Source organism: Shewanella sp. 553 (assembly GCF_059338375.1).
In genome coordinates, this window is record NZ_CM181701.1 from 2,274,010 (window position 1) to 2,290,665 (window position 16,656).

The following is a 16,656-nucleotide window of genomic DNA, read 5'->3' on the forward strand; positions in this document are numbered from 1 at the left end:
TTAATCGGATAACTTAGGAACTTCACGACCTTGACTGGTATAGAACTCCTCAACAAAGGCGTCTAATGTACCTGTCTCAATTGCGCCACGCAAACCTTCCATCAACATTTGGTAATAACGTAAGTTATGGATGGTATTTAAACGTGCTCCTAAGATTTCATTGCAACGATCTAAATGGTACAGATATGCCCGTGAGTAATTCTTACAGGTATAACAATCACATTTAGCATCAAGTGGTGAAGTGTCATCACGATGCCGCGCATTGCGGATCTTGATAACGCCTTCACTGGTAAACAGATGACCGTTACGAGCATTACGTGTTGGCATAACACAATCAAACATATCTACGCCGCGACGTACGCCCTCAACTAAATCTTCTGGCTTACCGACCCCCATCAAATAGCGTGGCTTATCAGTTGGAATTTTAGGACACACATGCTCCAAAATACGGTGCATATCTTCCTTGGGCTCACCAACCGCTAAACCACCGATGGCATAACCATCAAAACCAATATTAACTAGCCCATCTAGGCTTTCATCACGTAAATCTTCGTATACACCGCCTTGGATAATACCAAAGAGGGAATTGGGGTTTTCCAGCCTATCGAACTCATCGCGCGAACGCTGAGCCCAACGCAAGGACATCTGCATTGACTTACGCGCTTCATCTTCTGTTGCAGGATATGGCGTACATTCGTCAAAAATCATCACTACATCACTGCCAAGCGAGTCTTGAATTTGCATCGACTTTTCAGGATCGAGGAAAATCTTCTCACCATTGATTGGCGAACGGAAGTGCACCCCCTCTTCGGTGATCTTACGGATATCACCCAGACTGAACACTTGGAATCCGCCAGAATCGGTCAGAATTGGGCGTTGCCAGTTCATAAAATCATGTAAGTCACCATGCTTGCGCATGATCTCTTCGCCTGGTCGTAGCCAAAGGTGAAAGGTGTTTCCCAGCAGAATATCGGCACCAGTAGCACGTACTTCCTCTGGTGTCATTCCTTTCACTGTACCGTAAGTGCCAACAGGCATAAACGCAGGCGTTTCCACCGTGCCACGTTCGAACACTAAACGACCGCGACGTGCACGACCATCGGTTGTATCTAATTCAAATTTCATAATTTACCTCGCCAGAGAAACAGTCTGACACCAATATTGTGCCTATGGTTTTAGACACTAATGAACAATAGAGATAAGGGCAAACAATTGAGTATCAACCCTTAACCTGAAAAAACATAAAAAAATACCCACCTTATATAGTGGGTAGGTATTTTAAAGCAAAATCACTTATGTGTTCGGTTTTTTAGTCACAAACATGGCATCGCCATAGCTAAAAAAGCGGTATTTTTGAGCGATCGCGTGTTGATAGGCGTTTTTTACCTCGTCGAAACCAGCAAATGCACTAATCAACATGATCAAGGTCGACTCTGGCAGATGGAAATTGGTGACGAGCGCATCGACAATTTGAAACTCATAACCTGGATAAATAAAGATATCAGTATCACTACTAAAAGGTTGCAGTTCACCTTGGCTGGCTTTGGCTGCACTTTCCAGTGAACGTACTGACGTGGTACCTACAGCTATCACACGGTTACCCGCCGCTTTGGTGGCCGTGATTTGATCAACCACTTGCTGTGAAACCTCAGCCCACTCTGAGTGCATTTTATGTTCGAGGATATTATCCACCCGCACAGGTTGGAAGGTCCCAGCACCGACATGTAAAGTCACAAAGGCGATATTGATGCCCTTATCCTTTAAAGCCGCAAGCAAGGCATCATCAAAATGCAATCCCGCGGTGGGCGCTGCTACCGCGCCTGGATTTTGATTGTAAACCGTTTGGTAGCGCTCTTTATCGGTATCTTCGTCTGGACGATCGATATAAGGCGGTAATGGCATATGCCCTACTTCTTCGAGCACCTCTAAAATGGTCTTGTCACTGTTAAGCACAAGTTCAAACAGCGTATCATGACGCTCAAGCATGGTCATTTCATAGCCGCCGTCAAGGCACACTATGCTACCGGGCTTGGGCGATTTAGAGCTGCGCACATGGGCTAAAATGCGTGTATCATCGAGCATACGCTCGACCAATATCTCTAGTTTGCCACCGGTTTGCTTTTGACCAAATAGGCGTGCGGGGATCACTCGGGTATTGTTAAATACCATGAGATCGCCAGGATTTACCATCTGTAAAATATCGGTAAATTGTTTATCGGCTAACTCGCCACTAGTGCCATCGAGCGTCAATAAACGCGAACTACTGCGATCGGGCATAGGATACCTAGCGATCAGTTCATCAGGTAGGTCAAAACAAAAATCGGCAACACGCATAGTTAGTCTCTGTTTAACATAAATCGGCCGCTAGTCTATTGGCAGACACAGAGAAGATCAAGGCAAACCCACTAGTTAATGCTGTCCTCTTCTTTGACGACAACAGGGTTGGCTTTTATGTAAAAAAAATCTTTACGATAGCAGTGTTGTTCTATTGGAATATCAACCTGTACACGCTTACGTTGTGGTTGTTCCTTTTTACTTAATAGCTTTGAAAACCAGTTCAACATCATCATCCATGATCCTTAAAACCGATACCGTTAATATGAAGGGAAACTCACTAGGTGCACATCCTTAAGTTGCCTATGATTGCATCGTACGCTCACTCTGCATAAAATAAAGGTTCCTTAGCACCAGCGGGCATGATAACGTGAAAAACCTGCTTTAACAAAGAAAATACATCATATCAAATGAACTTTTTGGCTCATCTTCATCTCGCAGACAACAGTAACACTTCTCTGGGCGCCAACTTGGCAGGTGACTTTGCTAAAGGCAATATCATTGACCATCCAAAACCATTACAACAAGGTATTTGGTTACACAGACAGATTGATTCTCTTACCGACAGTCACGAGCTGACCAAAGAGCTCCGCGCCGCGTTCCCGGCGCAATTGCAACGGGCTGCGCCGATATTAATCGATTTAGCCTTTGATCATATGCTGGCCAAATATTGGGATGAATACCATAACCAATCATTAAGCCAGTTTGCAGAGCACGCCTATACAACATTAGAAAGCACGCCCCACCTGCCCCAAACGCTGCTTGATATTATTCCCGCCATGCGCCAGCAAAATTGGCTTGTGGCCTACCAAGCTCAAGAGGGATTACATCGAGCGATAACCTCGGTTGCCAAGCGCGTATCAAAACCTGATATTTTTAACGGCGCGGTAGACACTGTCATCAAAATGGATATCGAGATCGAAATTGCATTTCGGACTTTCTATCCACAGCTGATGGCCTATAGCCGTATTTGGAGCAGACAGACACCGAGCGACTTCCTCTAACTCGCTTGGTGTTATCCTCAATAAATCTGGGCATATCCTTTAGGCGACATAACCACTTCATCCACAGGTGGCTAGCTCACAAACGACTAGCCCTGTGCCAGATTCAGCCGATTGACGGTTTCTGGAAGTAAAACATCAATGTGATATGACATCTGAACCACCACTACTATCTACAACACCGGATTTATCACAGTTAAAAGCATCATAGAAGCCTCGCGGCGTTTTAGCGTAAGCTTTAGCAAAGCTAAAGCCTTTACTGAAACCTTAACGCTAAGCCACACAAGATGGTGCCCCTAGGTTAACCCCTTGGGGTAGCCTATTGGCTAATAATCGCCGCGCGCTATGATCAACAATAACATTCATTAGCGCCGTAATGATAAGTAAATACAGTGAATTACTATAGCGAATTTCGGCAAAGGCACTATCGATATAAAACCCCAACGTCGCTACGCCTAATACACCAAAAATGGCTGTCTCTCTTAATATCACCTCAAACCGATAAAACAGCAACGACATCAAGTTAGGATAGATGCGCGGTAAGATCTCAAAAGCAAAATGATCGGCTCGCCGCTGATAGGTACCGCTGGGCTTAAGTATCTCCTCTTGCCTTACCACTAAGTAGGTAATCAAGGCCCCATTATGCAGCGCCAGTGCAGCGATGGCTGGCAACATAGAGGGACCAAGCAGCAACATAAAAATGAACGCCAATAAATACTCAGGCAACGAGCGCAGCACCAATAGCACAGCTCTCCCCAGCGCAGCACTCCAACGACTGCCGCGATAACCGCTAGCGATATAAAATCCAACCAGCGCCAATAATTGGGTTGCGCCTAATGCACATAAGGCTAACACCAATGTGGCACCAACCCCTGGTAACACCTGCTCAAAGGTTAGCTGCTGCCACCAGCGGCTAAATTGCCACCACCCTTGGCTAAGCTCAATCTGGTGATGAACGATACCGCGCAGCCCGGGGGGGAGTAGATCATAACTAATAAATTGCCAAATTAATTGGCTATCTAACACGGTTATTGTCGGCAGTGTTAACAGCGCCGCCAATAAGTACCAAGGCAACAGCAGGCTACGAGCCCACCATGAAATGGTACCGATCAACAGCACAAATAAGATCAGCAGCGCCGCCCCTTCTTGATAATTTCCCTGACTAAATGCAGTTTCAAGATAAAACCCTAGCGTCGGCATGCCAATAAAACCCAGTACTGCGCTGCTGCGCAGTGCACACTCAAATCGATAGCGGATATAAGCCAGCATTAATGGATAAACATGTCCCACTTTGCCGTAACAATAGCGGCTAATATTATCGACCTTAGCAGGCAGGCTCTCGAGCGTCGTGCTAGGTGATTGTTGTAAAATATCATGAAACACTCGGGCGAAAGTCGCGCCATAGGGCAAGGCGATGGCCAGTATTCCGGTCAGTGGTGATAAGCCAAACAGTTGTAAAAACAGTAACGCCCAAAATATCTCATGAATGCCTCGCACCATGGCGCAAACACCGGACACCCAAGGCAAATGATAGATCAACACCAAGGGCGAACCTAAGAGTAACCCCACGCTGACACCAAGCAGCGCAAAACTAACGGTTAACCATAAGGCGTTAATAATTGATTCTGTAGCGAAAAAATCTGGGGTAAGCATGGCGAGCAGCATACGAGATAGCTCATGCCAAGGATCGAGAGAGATAATGGTAATATCGGCAAAATAGCTACAGCCCAAAGCCATTGCCCAAAGTGCTAAGGTTAAACCTTGCCAAGGGCCAATAAAGCTTAACGGGTTAGGCATGTGAACGCGCCGTGGCGGCGCTGTCTAAGCTATTATCAAAAAAAACGGCCAGATCATGCTCGTTCAAGTGTTTAGCCGGCCTATCCAAGGCAATTTTTCCATCACGCAGGCCAATAATACGGTCGAAGTGATTCAGTGCCAGATAACGATCATGTAGCACCATCACGACAGCATCGTGCTGGGCTATCACCTGCTCCACCAATCGATTGGCCATCATAGGATCGAGCGCAGAAAACGCTTCATCCCCTATAAACACCGCTTGTTGCTGATACAAGGCGCGTGCTAACCCGACACGTTGACGCTGGCCTCCAGATAACGCAGATACCTTAGTCGTTAACGCCACATCAAGCGATAACGCCTGACAAAGCTTGTCCACTTCAACCTGCCGCGTCGCCATCGGCCACACTAAGTTGGCGATGTTATACACCCAGTGATGGCGCGCGAGCCCACCCATATAAACATTGTGATAGACACTGAGGGCATCCACTAGGCCTTGTGATTGAGCACACAAAGCCGATTTATCTTTAAGCTGCTGATAAATATAGTTAAGTAGCGTTGATTTTCCTGCACCAGACTCGCCGACTATCGCCAGTTTCTCGCTAGGGTGAAGCGTCAATGATAACTTATCGAGCACCCGTTTATTGCCGTAACTTATCGACAGATCTTTGATTGTTAGCATAGCCTAATCTAATAAACCAATGGCAACCGCCACTGTGGCAATGGGCTCATAATCTTCATTATCGGCTGCGACAAAAGCTTGCCGAGGAAAACTCGCTAATAAGTCAGGTTGATCCATGTTCAGCAGTGCCATTTTTACTTTGTCGCCAAAACCTGCACCATAAGTTTCATCAACCCCTGCGCGTAACGTCCACTGATAATCGGGATAACTGGGACTTTCCCAGATGACTCGCACTTTACCTGTGTCTACTTGCCCATTCGCAACCGCACTTTGCCACACCTTATAATTGACCGCGCCCACCTGATAAGCCCCCGCTTCAACCTGGACAATAGTCCGACTGTGATCGCCAGAAAAGCCTACCCGAGTAAAGATATCGGCGACCTTTTTGCCCATATTGCGCTCAATATAAAATTGCGGCATCAATCGACCCGACGTCGAACCTTTAGAACCAAAGGTAAAAGTGTAACCGTTTAAATTAGGAAAATGGTTCGATGGCATTAACTGCACTGAATGATGGGCAATAAAATAACTTTTAAACGATTGATCTTCAAAACCTTGGGCAATAGCCTTCGAGCCAGGCACTAAACGCCTAGCTTGCACACCCGACAAGCCACCGAACCAGGCTAACTGCACTTGATTATTTCGAAAGGCTGTAACGGCTGCGGCATAAGACTTAACCGGAATATAGTTAACCTCGACCCCAAGCTCTGCTTCTAGGTAGCGCGCAACCTTATCGAAACGGGTCTGTAATTGGCTTTCATCTTCATCAGGGATCGCGGTAAACGTGAAGCCCGTCGCCCATGTTGTCGGTAAATATAAACACACAAATAGTATAACAACAGCGTTAAGCCAAGGCATAGAATAGTCCTATTATTCAATATTGACGCGATTCTAACCATTAGTGGCCTAAATTCATAGGTGATAAAACGCTTAGTCTCCAAGGCAATTGATAATATTAAGTTAGTCGCTGCAAGGTAAGTCAGCAACGGTTAAGTTAAACGGTTATAAACTAATGGCTTTAACGGCTTAGCTCAATTAGCATGAGCAATAGAAGTGGTTACACTAAAATAAACTCACCCATAACATTAAGGCCCACGCGAATGAGAATTTTGATTGTTGAAGATGATCCCATCTTATCCCATCACCTCAATGTACAACTGAGTGATTTAGGCAATAAGGTTCAAGTGGCCCTCACCGCCAAAGAGGGATTTTATCAAGCAACCAATTATCCAATCGATGTGGCCATTGTCGATTTAGGCTTACCCGACCAAGATGGCATTAGCCTTATTCACACCTTAAGACAGGCCGGGCTTAAAGCCCCTATCCTTATTTTGACCGCACGGGTCAACTGGCAAGATAAAGTCGAGGGCTTAAATGCAGGCGCCGATGACTACCTGGTTAAACCGTTTCAAAAAGAGGAGTTGGTCGCACGCTTAGATGCACTCGTGCGCCGCAGTGCTGGGTTTGTTAAACCACAAATTACCAGTGGTCCACTGCAATTAGACTTAGCCGCTAAACAAGTCACTCTCGATGGAGAGCCAATGGAGGTGACCGCATTTGAATATCAAATATTAGAATACCTCATGCGCCATTGTCACGAGGTTGTCGCCAAGCAGCGCCTTTTGGATGTGATTTATGGCGATAAAGAGGGCGACCCAAATACCATTGAAGTGATGGTCAGCCGCCTACGAAAAAAACTCGCTAAGAGTGATTTAGACAACCCCATAGCCACCATCCGTGGTCAAGGCTATAAGTTTAATCTCGTATGCAGTTAAAGTTCAAATTCAAACGCCGCCTGCTGACGCGGTTATTCCTGACCTCACTCTCCATTATTGCTTTAGTGGGCTTTGGCTTAGCTTGGCTGGTTAATATTCTCTATGCTCAAAATAATTATAATGAAGAGACGGCGCAGTTGATCGCAGAGATCCCCAAAGTCGCCGCAGAATTAAAAGAAAACAACCTGATCCCAGATGACAGCCAATGGCTGACAGAAAATAACACCCCCGAGCGTTATATTATCGCTAGTTGTAATGAAGCATTCGCGCAAGTTTGGACCTCATCATTAGCTGCCGATCGTGGTTTATTCGATACCTGCGAGCGCTTTAACCATATTAGACATGATGCCCCGCCTTACTACCTGACCCTAGCTGATAATAAAAATTACTTTGTCTATTTACTGTCGGTCGAAATCGCCAAAAATAAATACAACTTATTGGTGATGAAAGATGCACAAAAATTAGAGCAAGAACTAGATAAGTTCAGCCGACGCACCTATTGGCGCCTCGCCATGGTACTGGGTTTAGCATTCGTATTATTAATCAGTGCTGCTTATTGGGGAATGCGGCCATTAGTACGCCTGCGTAACGAGTTACAACAAGTCAGCAGTGGTAAGGCCAAGGCATTATCGAACGATTATCCGGTCGAACTTGAGGGCGTGACACAAGCACTCAACCAACTGTTACAGCAATCGAGCGCCCAGCAAGAACGTTACCAAAATGCCATGAATGACTTAGCCCACAGCCTTAAAACACGTTTGGCCGCAGTACATGCTATTACCGATGATGCCAGCCTGGATAAAAACAGCGCTAGCGAAAAGATCATGCAACAAGTTAGCCAAATGGATCAGCTAGTAAAATATCAATTAAAGCGTGCCATGCTTGGACGTAAAGGGCTTAAGCGGCAACAAACTCCCGTCGCCCCTTTAGTTGATCAACTCGCGCAAATGCTGTTTAAAGTCTATCGTGATAAACAGATTAGCTTTAGCGCTAACATCCCTAAAGAGCAGGTTTTCCCTGGCGATAAAGGCGACTTAATGGAGTTATGTGGCAACTTAATGGAAAATGCCTTTAAGATGTGTATCAGCCAAGTAACGGTGAGTGCCTATTACAGCGACAACGGTGAGTTTGTGTTGATCGTTGAAGATGATGGCCCCGGCGTTATTGACAGTATCCGCCAACGTATCATCGAGCGAGGTGTGCGCGCCGATACGCAAAAACCGGGTCAAGGGATCGGCCTCGCTGTCTGTCATGAAATCGTCATCAGCTATAATGGCCATATGGCAATTGAAACATCAGCTCTTGAAGGTGCCAAGTTTATTATCACCATCCCTCTTTAATCGCTAATCAACAAATTCACTGGTGTAATTAAACATTCCCTGAGTAACAATCCAAATTGTCACTCAGGGAATGTTATCACTATCATGCTTCCTCTTGCCTAACTAAGCATCACTACCGAATTGCACGATGAAGCATTGTTATCGCATTCCTGTGATAACATTCTCTGTTTCAATATATTTTGCCTACATCTTTACTGCAACATAGCCTAATGAATTGTAAAGTCATCCGCTTCATATAAAATACCCGGTCACATTCAGGCAAACTAATCATCACATGAGCAAAAGCTGTAAAGTCAATGTTAATCAACTACAAACAGGCAATTTCGTGCGATTACCTGTCTCATGGAAAGAGCATCCCTTTCTATTTAACTCATTCAAACTCAAACAGAACACACAGATAGAATTAATTAAAAACTTAGGCATCGAATTTGTATTTGTCGACTTAGATAAAAGCAGCGTACCGCCATTGAGCAAAGTCGTCACGGAGAAAATCGACGACACTAAAACCAACAAAAAGCTTGATGTGCTAAGTGCCCAGATGAACCAAAATAAATTAAACAGAATAGAATACCTGCAACGGCTCAGGCGCGATCTACAAAAAACTGAACAACAGTTCGGTCGCTCGGTTGCCATGATGCGCAGCCTGATCACCAAATTACAACTGCGCCCACTCAACGCCATTAATGATGCACAAGAGCTAGTGAGTGATATAGCAGAGCAACTACTTAATTCAGATAACTTAGTCTTGCACCTTATGGCCGATGCCAAAGACGATGACGGCATCTATCATCATTCGCTCAATGTGGCAGTACTTTCTATGATGGTCGCAAAAGAGTTGCAATGGTCACGAGCAGATATTGAAGCGGTCGGACTCGGCGCCTTATTTCATGATATAGGCAAACTGAAAGTACCTGCACAATTAATGCGCAAGAAAACTCCGCTGACTCAACCTGAAATTAATTTTATTAAACAGCATCCTACTATGGGTGTGGCACTATTAAGGTTAGCAGATAACTTCCCTGCTAACGCAATGGACATCGTACGTGACCACCATGAATTTTTAGATGGCTCAGGCTATCCACGTGGGCTAAAACAAGAAGGCATAGGCCTACCGACGCAATTGGTCGCGGCGATCAATCTTTATGATCAGCTCTGCCATCCCGATGGTCAAATAAAGGCTCGAACCCCTTATGCAGCGTTGGCTTATATATATAAAAACTATAAACAAAAGCTTAATCAAGACGCCATTGGTAAGTTGATCAAAATGCTCGGCATCTATCCACCCGGCAGTATTGTCGAACTGTCTAGCGGACAATTTGCCATAGTGATGGCGGTTAATTTAGAAAAAATATTATTTCCAAGAATTTTGGTTTATGATGCGCAGGTCCCGAAAGATCAAGCCCCTATCGTCGATTTAGAGACCGAAGGCTTAACCATTGTTCGCTGTATTGCCCCATCAGCCTTGCCAGAAAAAATCCACAATTATCTGAGCCCTAGAGAAAGGGTAAGTTATTACTTTGGTAACTCAGCTAAATCATAAGGTAACCGACCGTCAGCGCCCTTGAGATATATCCAAACCTCAAGGAACAGCTTACCGTTATTGACTATCTGCGACTAGAATAAAGCAGATTAGTCGAGCGATAAGCACTAAAGACAGGTTGGGGAATATGGTTGAACTTCCAGACTTTGATAGTTTGCACTGGCTTGCACAACATGCGCCTGAACAGTTGGCTGCGCTGCAAAAAAATCTAAATCAAGCACTTATTGATGAAGCTGCGCCCAATACACGTGCGCAGCTAGAATCATTGCAGCATAATCTCAGCTTACAGATGTCGCGCTGTAGTAATCCATATGCAAAATGCTTTTTGACATTAAAGTTAATGAATGACAAATTCACTTCGCTGAATCAGGTCATAACGGAGCCACAAAGATTTCGAGATAATAAAGCCCAAGTAGTTCAACTTAAGGTAATTAAAGAGAGTAAAATCAACTCTTAACTACAGGGTTAACCATTAAGTGCCACTCGCTATAGCCAGCCCTTACGCTTAAAGAAAAAGTAAGTTGATGCAGCGCTACCAAACATCATCAAAATCGCCATCGGATAGCCCCACTGCCAACTCAGTTCTGGCATATTAGCAAAGTTCATTCCATAGGCACTCGCTATCACGGTCGGTGGCAGGAAAATGACCGCTGCAACCGAGAAGATTTTAATAATCTTATTTTGCTGCAAACCACTAAAGCCCATAGCAGCATCGAGCAAAAAGTTTAGCTTGTCGAAAATAAACTGACTGTGTGGCATCAGGGATTCAATATCAGACAACATCTCACGTAGATCTTTTAAATCATCATCTGTTAGCTTGCCACGATAATAGCGCTGCATATAACGCAGCGAGCGCTGGGTATCGAGCAAACTAAGGCGAATTTTACCGTTAGAATCTTCCTGTAAAGTAATTAACTTAAACACATCGTCAAGTTCATCACTTTCAAATACTCGATCGCCGACATTTTCGAGAACAGAATAAACATCCTCAATTAAATCAGATAGGTAGTCCACTTTTAGATTAAACAACTCTAAAAATAACGCTTGCGGGGTTTTCACATCCAACCTGCCCAAACGCAGGTAATTACGCAGTAAACGAATGAGGCCGACATCGTCTTCACGTAACGTCACCAAAAAATGACTACGAAGGTTAAATGATATGTTGACGCCTTTTACGTCTTGTCCAACACGCTGGGGAAACAAAGAGTTGATGTGTAAACCATCTTTATTTTGATAAAAACGCGCCGAAGCCTCAATCTCGTTAATATCTTCCTCTTCAGGCAATTCTTCTGATGAATAGCCTCGTAACCACTCACGTTCATCATCTTCGGGTTTGAACAGGTCTAGCCATAATGTCCCATCAGGAACGCTGTCTTGGACGTTCAATTCGATAATAGATAACTTATTCTCTTCATAGACATAAGCTGTGATCATATGGCCTCCTGAAAAAACACTCTGATGAAAAAGGGGTGCCATCGAAGCGCAGGGTGAATGAATCTTTATTGTACCGAATCAAGCACAATTGGCTAGCAGTTAAGATAAAACTAGTGGCATCTGCGATAACTTAATTATCAGCAATTACATGTGATGTTGTTTGATACCGACTTACGCGACAGAAATTGTGTTATTTGACATCGACTGGCGCAATAATTATCCGTTCTTGAGTCGACAAGCGGATCTTAATACCATCGACTGTAGTGAGCTCATTATCTTTTATATCCCGCTTATGCACTTGATAGATATTAACTTTATCCTCTAAAGGTGAAACAATGCTAACGCTAACAACCTGCTCCCCATCTTGCCAAGTCCAATACCAATACAGCGCGCTACCGAGCAACGCAAACACGACAAAGCCCATGGCAACATAACGAAATAGCAGTCGCTGGCCAAATTGAGTGGCGGTTTCAGTCTGCTCATAACGCGCCGGTTTACGAACATAAAATAATGCACCAGCAATAATTAACAAGGTTACCAACAATTTGGTTAGCACGGCACTCTCCATCAATAAACCGAGATAAATTATAACCCTAGCGCATTTAAATTACTGTTATTAATACCTCACACTGGACAAATTGTTGTCCATGATTTTTAACTGTCATTTTCAACATCTGACTTAAGTGCTATATAATTGTGAGCTGATCATTATCTGAGTTTTATATGAAAATACCGTATCCATTACTTTCTAAATTAGGGCTTCTCAGTGCGATGCTCATAGCGCCAACAACCTTAGCAGCTATCAGTGTCAGCTTACCGGCTAACACTAAGCCATTACTATTCAATGCACAAGAAACTGACACAACCAACTTAACCGCAGAGGATGGCGAGCAGCAGATAGTATTCAAATACCTAGCTAACTTTCGCCATCAAGGGCAAAATCAACGCTTTATATCTGAAGCTGTCATTGTGACTTTCACCGGGCAAAATGCAAAATACAAAATAAGTTTGCCCAAAATTAACTCTACTAGCGATGCAGATAAATTTAACCAACACCCCAAGGTCAGCATCATCGACGACAATGGCCAACAAATCGACTATCGTATTGATACCCTAACTAAAGATGGTATCCAGATAGGTCGTAATTACCGAGAGGAGATCAATCAATATAACCTCAGCGCAGCAGCTGCTGCCATCAAGATGCAACCACAAGTTATAGCAACATCTTTGACTGCAACACAGGTTTCAGTAACTGACAGCCCTGATAATACAACTCAGATTAATATTAGTCAGATGCTCGATTTTTGGTATCAACAAGCCAATGAACAAACTCGCCAAGCATTTAAAGCCAAAATAAATGCCATTGAACCAGCCAAATCCAAGTAACCCACTGCACGTTATTCGGCTTCTTAACACAAGATAGTGAGCCAAATCTAGTTGCCACAAGGATGTGGTGAATGTTGAAGATGTGTGACCCCAACATGAATATTGGAGCTCACAACGTTAATTTCAACAGCGGTTAAACGAAAAAATCCCCAACACGAAGTGCTGGGGATTTATCGATTCTCTTTCGAGAAGTATTAGGCGTCTGGAAATGACCTACTCTCACATGGGGAGACCCCACACTACCATCGGCGCGATTGCGTTTCACTTCTGAGTTCGGGATGGGATCAGGTGGTACCACAATGCTATGGTTTCCAGACAAATTTGGAAATTTAGAAAGCTGCTCTCAATTCTGTATTTCAAGAAGCAAGAGATATTAAAATTGGTCACACTAAATCAAGTGTCTGTATTCTTTCGCTAAGTATTCACTTAGTTAGAAACCCTTTTGGGTTGTATGGTTAAGCCTCACGGGTCATTAGTACAAGTTAGCTCAACGCCTCACAACGCTTACACACCTTGCCTATCAACGTAGTAGTCTCCTACGGCCCTTTAGAGGACTTAAAGTCCTAGGGATGACTCATCTTAGGGCTCGCTTCCCGCTTAGATGCTTTCAGCGGTTATCGATTCCGAACGTAGCTACCGGGCAATGCCATTGGCATGACAACCCGAACACCAGCGGTTCGTCCACTCCGGTCCTCTCGTACTAGGAGCAGCTCCCTTCAATCATCCAACGCCCACGGCAGATAGGGACCGAACTGTCTCACGACGTTCTGAACCCAGCTCGCGTACCACTTTAAATGGCGAACAGCCATACCCTTGGGACCGACTTCAGCCCCAGGATGTGATGAGCCGACATCGAGGTGCCAAACACCGCCGTCGATATGAACTCTTGGGCGGTATCAGCCTGTTATCCCCGGAGTACCTTTTATCCGTTGAGCGATGGCCCTTCCATTCAGAACCACCGGATCACTATGACCTGCTTTCGCACCTGCTCGACGTGTATGTCTCGCAGTTAAGCTGGCTTATGCCATTGCACTAACCGTACGATGTCCGACCGTACTTAGCCAACCTTCGTGCTCCTCCGTTACTCTTTGGGAGGAGACCGCCCCAGTCAAACTACCCACCAGGCACTGTCCTCAACCCCGATTCAGGGGCCAGAGTTAGAACATCAACACTACAAGGGTGGTATTTCAAGGTTGACTCCACAAGAACTGGCGTTCCTGCTTCAAAGTCTCCCACCTATCCTACACATGTAGGGTCAATGTTCAGTGCCAAGCTATAGTAAAGGTTCACGGGGTCTTTCCGTCTAGCCGCGGGTATACGGCATCTTCACCGCAATTTCAACTTCACTGAGTCTCGGCTGGAGACAGCGTGGCCATCATTACGCCATTCGTGCAGGTCGGAACTTACCCGACAAGGAATTTCGCTACCTTAGGACCGTTATAGTTACGGCCGCCGTTTACCGGGGCTTCGATCATGAGCTTCTCCGAAGATAACCCAATCAATTAACCTTCCGGCACCGGGCAGGCGTCACACCGTATACTTCCTCTTGCGAGTTTGCACAGTGCTGTGTTTTTGATAAACAGTTGCAGCCACCTGGTATCTGCGACTCCCGTCAGCTTAGAGAGCAAGTCTCATCACCAACAGGAGCGTACCTTCTCCCGAAGTTACGGTACCATTTTGCCTAGTTCCTTCAGCCGAGTTCTCTCAAGCGCCTTGGTATTCTCTACCCAACCACCTGTGTCGGTTTGGGGTACGATTCCTGCTAACCTGAAGCTTAGAAGATTTTCCTGGAAGCATGGCATCAACTACTTCAGTTCCGTAGAACCTCGTCGTCAACTCTCAGTGTATGTGCACCCGGATTTGCCTAAGTGCACCACCTACAGCCTTAAACGCGGACAACCAACGCCGCGCTAGCCTAGCCTTCTCCGTCTCTCCATCGCAGTTAGCAGAAGTACAGGAATATTAACCTGTTTCCCATCGACTACGCCTTTCGGCCTCGCCTTAGGGGTCGACTCACCCTGCCCTGATTAACATTGGACAGGAACCCTTGGTCTTTCGGCGAGGGGGTTTTTCACCCCCTTTATCGTTACTCATGTCAGCATTCGCACTTCTGATACCTCCAGCGTGGGTTACCCCTTCACCTTCAACGGCTTACAGAACGCTCCTCTACCGCACTAGCGCAAGCGCTAGTACCCATAGCTTCGGTGTATTGCTTAGCCCCGTTAAATCTTCCGCGCAGGCCGACTCGACTAGTGAGCTATTACGCTTTCTTTAAATGATGGCTGCTTCTAAGCCAACATCCTAGCTGTCTAAGCCTTCCCACATCGTTTCCCACTTAGCAATAACTTTGGGACCTTAGCTGATGGTCTGGGTTGTTTCCCTTTTCACGACGGACGTTAGCACCCGCCGTGTGTCTCCCGAGTAGTACTCATTGGTATTCGGAGTTTGCAAAGGGTTGGTAAGTCGGGATGACCCCCTAGCCTTAACAGTGCTCTACCCCCAATGGTATTCGCTCGAGGCGCTACCTAAATAGCTTTCGAGGAGAACCAGATATCTCCCGGTTTGATTGGCCTTTCACCCCCAGCCACAAGTCATCACCGCATTTTTCAACATACGTGTGTTCGGTCCTCCAGTTGATGTTACTCAACCTTCAACCTGCCCATGGCTAGATCACCGGGTTTCGGGTCTACACCTTGCAACTAAACGCGCAGTTAACACTCGGTTTCCCTACGGCTCCGCTATTCGCTTAACCTCGCTACAAAATGTAAGTCGCTGACCCATTATACAAAAGGTACGCAGTCACGGTCTCAAGAACCGCTCCCACTGCTTGTACGTATACGGTTTCAGGTTCTATTTCACTCCCCTCACAGGGGTTCTTTTCGCCTTTCCCTCACGGTACTGGTTCACTATCGGTCAGTCAGGAGTATTTAGCCTTGGAGGATGGTCCCCCCATGTTCAGACAAGATGTCACGTGTCCCGTCCTACTCGTTTTCACGTAAAGTTAGTTTTCATGTACGGGGCTATCACCCTGTGCCGCTGTGCTTTCCAACACATTCCACTAACACCCTCTACGCTTAAGGGCTAATCCCCGTTCGCTCGCCGCTACTAGGGGAATCTCGGTTGATTTCTTTTCCTCCGGGTACTTAGATGTTTCAGTTCCCCGGGTTCGCCTCACAACACTATGTATTCATGTTGTGATACATGCTTATGCATGTGGGTTTCCCCATTCGGACATCGTTAGCTCAAATGCTTGTTACTAGCTCGCCAACGCTTTTCGCAAGTTACTACGTCCTTCATCGCCTCTGACTGCCAAGGCATCCACCGTATACGCTTAGTCACTTAACCATACAACCCAAATGAGTTTCACAAG

Annotated in this window: 14 protein-coding genes and 2 rRNA genes; 6 read left to right on the forward strand and 10 right to left on the reverse strand. The window is 45.5% G+C overall.

Features of this window, described 5'->3' with window-relative positions:
- The 3 genes from tgt to AC5YBZ_RS10280 form a co-directional block, all read right to left on the reverse strand.
- Positions 1-1,125 (reverse strand): tRNA guanosine(34) transglycosylase Tgt, encoded by a 1,125-nt coding sequence (gene tgt / locus AC5YBZ_RS10270; RefSeq protein ID WP_494518909.1) that lies wholly within the window; start codon positions 1,123-1,125, stop codon positions 1-3.
- A gap of 168 nt (positions 1,126-1,293) precedes the next feature.
- Positions 1,294-2,334 (reverse strand): tRNA preQ1(34) S-adenosylmethionine ribosyltransferase-isomerase QueA, encoded by a 1,041-nt coding sequence (gene queA / locus AC5YBZ_RS10275; protein WP_494523626.1) that lies wholly within the window; start codon positions 2,332-2,334, stop codon positions 1,294-1,296.
- Between the two features lie 71 nt (positions 2,335-2,405).
- Positions 2,406-2,570: a hypothetical protein gene (locus AC5YBZ_RS10280; protein WP_494523627.1), complete on the reverse strand. Its 165-nt coding sequence runs from the start codon at positions 2,568-2,570 to the stop codon at positions 2,406-2,408.
- 174 nt (positions 2,571-2,744) lie between these two features.
- On the opposite strand from AC5YBZ_RS10280, the gene AC5YBZ_RS10285 reads away from it, so the two are divergent.
- Entirely contained in the window at positions 2,745-3,338 is a 594-nt protein-coding gene (locus tag AC5YBZ_RS10285; RefSeq protein ID WP_494518907.1) for an acyl carrier protein phosphodiesterase, read from the forward strand.
- A 270-nt stretch (positions 3,339-3,608) separates the two neighbouring features.
- Here AC5YBZ_RS10285 and AC5YBZ_RS10290 read toward each other — a convergent pair whose 3' ends face one another.
- Genes AC5YBZ_RS10290 through AC5YBZ_RS10300 form a run of 3 tightly spaced genes read right to left on the reverse strand, consistent with a single transcriptional unit; the run spans position 3,609 to position 6,669 of the window.
- Positions 3,609-5,132 (reverse strand): PhnE/PtxC family ABC transporter permease, encoded by a 1,524-nt coding sequence (locus AC5YBZ_RS10290; protein ID WP_494523628.1) that lies wholly within the window; start codon positions 5,130-5,132, stop codon positions 3,609-3,611.
- On the reverse strand, positions 5,125-5,811 hold the full coding sequence (locus AC5YBZ_RS10295; protein ID WP_494518905.1) for an ATP-binding cassette domain-containing protein: 687 nt from the start codon (positions 5,809-5,811) through the stop codon (positions 5,125-5,127). Before AC5YBZ_RS10295 ends, AC5YBZ_RS10290 begins: the two co-directional genes overlap by 8 nt.
- 3 nt (positions 5,812-5,814) lie before the next feature.
- On the reverse strand, positions 5,815-6,669 hold the full coding sequence (locus tag AC5YBZ_RS10300; RefSeq protein ID WP_494518904.1) for a putative selenate ABC transporter substrate-binding protein: 855 nt from the start codon (positions 6,667-6,669) through the stop codon (positions 5,815-5,817).
- Between the two features lie 242 nt (positions 6,670-6,911).
- Here AC5YBZ_RS10300 and AC5YBZ_RS10305 point away from each other — a divergent pair, with 242 nt between their 5' ends.
- The 4 genes from AC5YBZ_RS10305 (at position 6,912) to AC5YBZ_RS10320 (ending at position 10,923) form a co-directional block, all read left to right on the forward strand.
- Positions 6,912-7,586, forward strand: coding sequence for a response regulator (locus tag AC5YBZ_RS10305; RefSeq protein ID WP_494518903.1), 675 nt, complete (start codon positions 6,912-6,914; stop codon positions 7,584-7,586).
- Positions 7,577-8,926, forward strand: coding sequence for an ATP-binding protein (locus tag AC5YBZ_RS10310; protein WP_494518902.1), 1,350 nt, complete (start codon positions 7,577-7,579; stop codon positions 8,924-8,926). The genes AC5YBZ_RS10305 and AC5YBZ_RS10310 overlap by 10 nt, the downstream gene beginning before the upstream one ends.
- Before the next feature lie 274 nt (positions 8,927-9,200).
- Complete coding sequence (locus tag AC5YBZ_RS10315; protein ID WP_494518901.1) at positions 9,201-10,466, forward strand: cyclic di-GMP phosphodiesterase; 1,266 nt, start codon at positions 9,201-9,203, stop codon at positions 10,464-10,466.
- 127 nt (positions 10,467-10,593) lie between these two features.
- The gene (locus AC5YBZ_RS10320; protein WP_494518900.1) at positions 10,594-10,923 is read left to right on the forward strand and encodes a DUF3135 domain-containing protein; all 330 of its coding nucleotides are present in this window, start codon (positions 10,594-10,596) and stop codon (positions 10,921-10,923) included.
- Between the two features lie 29 nt (positions 10,924-10,952).
- Here the strand turns inward: AC5YBZ_RS10320 and corA are convergent, their stop codons facing one another.
- Together corA and AC5YBZ_RS10330 are read right to left on the reverse strand one after the other, a co-directional pair.
- On the reverse strand, positions 10,953-11,900 hold the full coding sequence (corA, locus tag AC5YBZ_RS10325) for a magnesium/cobalt transporter CorA (protein WP_494518899.1): 948 nt from the start codon (positions 11,898-11,900) through the stop codon (positions 10,953-10,955).
- Positions 11,901-12,090: 190 nt separating this feature from the next.
- Positions 12,091-12,456, reverse strand: a complete 366-nt coding sequence (locus AC5YBZ_RS10330; RefSeq protein ID WP_494518898.1) for a hypothetical protein — start codon at positions 12,454-12,456, stop codon at positions 12,091-12,093.
- 167 nt (positions 12,457-12,623) lie between these two features.
- Here AC5YBZ_RS10330 and AC5YBZ_RS10335 point away from each other — a divergent pair, with 167 nt between their 5' ends.
- Entirely contained in the window at positions 12,624-13,286 is a 663-nt protein-coding gene (locus AC5YBZ_RS10335) for a YccT family protein (RefSeq protein ID WP_494518897.1), read from the forward strand.
- A gap of 200 nt (positions 13,287-13,486) precedes the next feature.
- Here AC5YBZ_RS10335 and rrf read toward each other — a convergent pair.
- Both rrf and AC5YBZ_RS10345 read right to left on the reverse strand, forming a co-directional pair.
- Positions 13,487-13,602: ribosomal RNA gene (gene rrf, locus AC5YBZ_RS10340) — 5S ribosomal RNA — on the reverse strand.
- A gap of 135 nt (positions 13,603-13,737) precedes the next feature.
- Positions 13,738-16,631 (reverse strand): 23S ribosomal RNA (locus AC5YBZ_RS10345).
- Positions 16,632-16,656: the final 25 nt, after the last annotated feature.